Source organism: Pantoea rodasii (genome assembly GCF_002095465.1).
Lineage (GTDB): Bacteria > Pseudomonadota > Gammaproteobacteria > Enterobacterales > Enterobacteriaceae > Pantoea > Pantoea rodasii.
Genome location: NZ_MLFP01000072.1, coordinates 1 through 512, shown reverse-complemented (window position 1 = coordinate 512; position 512 = coordinate 1). Strand labels below are relative to the sequence as shown.

Below are 512 nucleotides of genomic sequence, written 5' to 3'. Positions count from 1 at the left end.
TTCATCTCGATGAAGTAGAACTCACCGTTTTCGTACAGGAACTCGAAAGTACCCGCACCGCGATAGCCGATATCAACACAGGCTTTCGCACAGCGCTCGCCGATAAAGCGACGCAGTTCCGGCGTGATGCCCGGTGCTGGCGCCTCTTCAACCACTTTCTGGTGACGGCGCTGCATGGAGCAGTCACGTTCTGCCAGATAGAGCGCGTTGCCCTGACCGTCGGCCATCACCTGAATTTCGATGTGGCGCGGGTTCTCGAGGAATTTCTCCATGTAGACCATGTCGTTGTTGAAAGCCGCTTTGGCTTCCGCTTTCGTCATGCCGATGGACTGCTCAAGATCTTTTTCGTGACGCACGACGCGCATACCGCGACCGCCGCCGCCGCCGGAGGCTTTGATGATCACCGGATAACCGATGCGCTTAGCGATGGCACGGTTTTTATCCATGTCTTCGGTCAGCGAGCCATCCGAACCTGGCACGGTCGGGACGCCGGTTTTTTTCATCGCGGTGAT

1 protein-coding gene is annotated in these 512 nt (G+C 57.0%); it reads right to left on the bottom strand.

What is annotated here, in order from left to right; all coding sequences use genetic code 11:
• On the bottom strand, positions 1–512 hold a 512-nt coding region (locus HA45_RS23385), incomplete at both ends, for an ATP-binding protein (protein WP_128599101.1).